The following is a 2,753-nucleotide window of genomic DNA, read 5'->3' as shown; positions in this document are numbered from 1 at the left end:
TTCCTGCGAAAGCAGGAATCCAGTACTTTTCACTGTCACCCCATGGCTTGACCACGGGATCCACAAAAACAATAAAAAAATACTAATAATTTTAGTATTTTTGACTGGATCCCGTGGTCAAGCCACGGGATGACATTTCCCTTTTTTCTAGATTCCCGCTTCTGCGGGAATGACATTAAAGATATTTTTTGATCCACGTAGGCAAGCCACCACGGGATGACATCGATATACACTGTTGCGTTAATGGCACTTAAGAAATTTCCACTAAAAACAATAACTAGTTTCTCCTTTATTAATTAACTTATATATTATCTAATTAAGTTAGTGATTAATTTATTAAGGGGTTTATGAAGAAACAACATATAATAAACGAGACTTTTTTAGATGCAATTCTAGCTAAGAAATTAGGCACTACTTATACTCCGCCAAAAGAAATCAACGATCCTGACTTTGATGAAGCAGCAAAGCATTTCATCGATCTATTACTTAGAGCCGACGGCTTTAAGCCTGTTAAAACTGCAGTAGTTCATCCAATCGATAAAGAATCATTACTCGGTGCAGTTAGAGCAGCACAATTTAATGTAATAAAACCAGTCTTGATTGGTCCGCAACATAAAATTGAATCAGTAGCAAAAGTTAATAATGTCGATCTTGAGGATTATCAAGTAATTAACGTTGAGCATAGCCACGAGGCAGCAAAAAAAGCCGTAGAGCTTGCAAAGAAAAGAGAAGTTGCGGCTATTATGAAAGGGTCTCTTCATACTGATGAGCTTATGTCTGCAGTAGTTCATAAGGAGAATGGACTACGTACCGAACGCCGTATAAGCCATGCTTTTTTAATGGCAGTTGCAACGTTCCCAAAGCCTTTTATTATTACTGATGCTGCTATTAATATCCGTCCTACTTTAGAAGATAAGCGTGATATAGTGCAGAATGCTATTGATTTAATGCATATGATCAAAGAAGACAAGCAGGTTAGAGTTGCGGTATTGTCAGCAGTTGAGACGGTAACCTCCGCAATCCCTACAACCCTTGACGCCGCCGCTTTATCAAAAATGACAGATCGAGGGCAAATTACGAATGCTATAGTTGATGGACCGCTTGCGTTTGATAATGCTATATCTTTATTTGCTGCAGAAGCAAAAGGCATTAGTTCTTCGGTTTCAGGGAATGCCGATATATTAGTAGTACCTGATCTTGAATCAGGCAATATGCTTGCAAAGCAGCTAAAATATTTGGGTCAAGCGGTTATGGCGGGTATCGTTCTTGGAGCCCGTGTGCCTATTATTTTAACAAGTAGAGCCGATCCTATGGATATGCGTGTTATTTCCTGTGTACTTGCTTCATTTATCTATAATCACACTAAGGCAAAGCTACATATCCAAGCAGGTAAATAATATGAAAGATGTTATTTTAATAGCTAATGCCGGCTCATCTAGTTTAAAAATTTCTATTTTTGAAATTCAGAATAAAAAAGTTAAGGATAAAATTTATAATATTTTTTTAGAGAAGAACGACAATAAAATATTATTTCATATAAATAAAAAACAGGAATCTGCTACCGACATTAAAGATGATGCTATTGAAATGATGATTGATCTTTTTGAAGATTGGTGGAAAAAACAAGAGAATCTCAATTTAATTGCAACCGGTCACCGTATTGTCCATGGCGGGAAAAATTTTAATAAACCGGTTATTGTTAATGAAAAAGTTAGCGAAGATTTGACAGTATTAATACCCCTAAGCCCTTTACATCAACCATATAATTTGCAGGTACTGGATTTATTTCTTCAAAAATATAAAGAAATCTTACATATAGCATGTTTTGATACGTCGTTTCATTTTACTAATCCGCCTATTACAAAAGCTTTCGGTTTACCGAAAAAATATTATGATAAAGGGATAATTCGTTACGGTTTTCATGGGTTATCATATAAATATGTTAGCAGCCATTTTAAAGAAATGACGAAGGAAGATTTACCTACAAAGACTATTATAGCTCACTTAGGAAGCGGTAGTAGTCTATGTGCTATTAAAAATGGTCTTAGTCTAACAAGTTCCATGGGCTTTAGCGTACTTGATGGTGTTATGATGAGTACAAGGACAGGCAACCTTGATCCTGGAGTAGTGTTATATCTTATCGACCATGAGAAAATGACTACGAAAGAAGTAACTGAGTTACTATATAAGAAATCAGGATTACTCGGTATGTCCGGTGAAAGCTCTGATATGCGTACCTTGCTTGCCAGTAACTCACCTGATGCTAAATTTGCTATAGATTTATTCGTGTATCGCATTGTACTTGAAATAGGTAAGTTAACTGCTGCCCTTGAGGGGCTTGATTGTCTAATTTTTACTGCCGGTGTTGGACAGAATTCCGCTGTAATACGTAAAATGATTACCAAAAAACTTATATGGCTAGGCATTAAAATAGATGATGCAAAAAACCAAGAAAAAGAACATCTAATAAGTACATCTGATAGTAAGGTTAAAGTTTTTGCTGTGCCGACAAACGAAGAGCTAATCATCGCTGAAGAAGTAATGAAGTTTTTATAACACAAATTGGTTAATTTTTAATTACTTCTATCTCTATTTTTCTTTATTAACTTTTTTTGAAATAAAATATATGCAACTATAGATATATTTTTAACTTAAATTTTGAGGGAAGTTATGCCGGAAGATTTTGATAAAAAGAAAGCAGAAAAACAAATAAAGGATATTAAAAATAAGGTCGTGCCTCCGTATTGCAGTTT

Annotated in this window: 2 protein-coding genes; both read left to right on the top strand. The window is 35.1% G+C overall.

Annotated features, from left to right (window positions below):
• The first annotated feature begins 347 nt into the window (after window positions 1-347).
• On the top strand, window positions 348-1,397 hold the full coding sequence (locus tag KYQ89_RS03110) for a phosphate acetyltransferase (RefSeq protein WP_218460361.1): 1,050 nt from the start codon (window positions 348-350) through the stop codon (window positions 1,395-1,397).
• A gap of 1 nt (window position 1,398) precedes the next feature.
• Window positions 1,399-2,556 carry an acetate/propionate family kinase gene (locus KYQ89_RS03105; RefSeq protein ID WP_218460360.1) on the top strand — a complete coding sequence of 386 codons (1,158 nt, stop codon included), beginning with the start codon at window positions 1,399-1,401 and terminating at the stop codon, window positions 2,554-2,556.
• Window positions 2,557-2,753 lie beyond the last annotated feature (197 nt).

Origin of the sequence: Rickettsia sp. TH2014, assembly GCF_019249195.1 — a bacterium.
Classification (GTDB): domain Bacteria; phylum Pseudomonadota; class Alphaproteobacteria; order Rickettsiales; family Rickettsiaceae; genus Rickettsia; species Rickettsia felis.
The sequence above is the reverse complement of the archived record's forward strand: the minus strand, read 5'-3'. Positions and strand labels throughout refer to the sequence as shown.